Raw genomic sequence first — 459 nt, 5'->3', positions numbered from 1 at the left:
GAGGATTGTAATAACTCACGCCCGCGTACTTTAAATTGTGCGGCACTATAAAATAACAAACTGTCCTGTAAGCCCTGAATATAGCGTTTTACTGTTTCAAATGAAATTTTAACCCCACTTGAAACAAAGGTATTTTTAATTTTATTGATAGAAATAGGTGAGCCTGTCACGCTTGCCAAATATCTTGCGACACGCTCGAGAGAGTTAATATCGGCAGTATTCAAACGGGGAATAACATCTTTAAACATTACACTGGCATAGACCGCTTGCAAGTAATCATAAGTTTCCTGCTGGCTAGTCATGGCAAGCGTATAAGGGAAACTACTGCGCGTATACATGGCATACAAATCACGATTGGATAATTGTTGGATGATCGGATTATTTTCAATATGCCACTGTTTAAATTCTTGGAATGACAGAGGTAGAACATGTTGCTCGATATAGCGTCCTGTAAGTAAA

Annotated in this window: 1 pseudogene; it reads right to left on the bottom strand. The window is 38.6% G+C overall.

Annotation, left to right across the window (positions count from 1 at the left end):
* Positions 1 to 459: pseudogene (locus GBI16_RS18465) on the bottom strand (ATP-binding protein); the annotation flags it as partial.

Origin of the sequence: Acinetobacter sp. TUM15064 (genome assembly GCF_008980265.1) — a bacterium.
Taxonomy (GTDB): domain Bacteria; phylum Pseudomonadota; class Gammaproteobacteria; order Pseudomonadales; family Moraxellaceae; genus Acinetobacter.
This window is presented reverse-complemented; position numbering and strand designations above follow the sequence as displayed.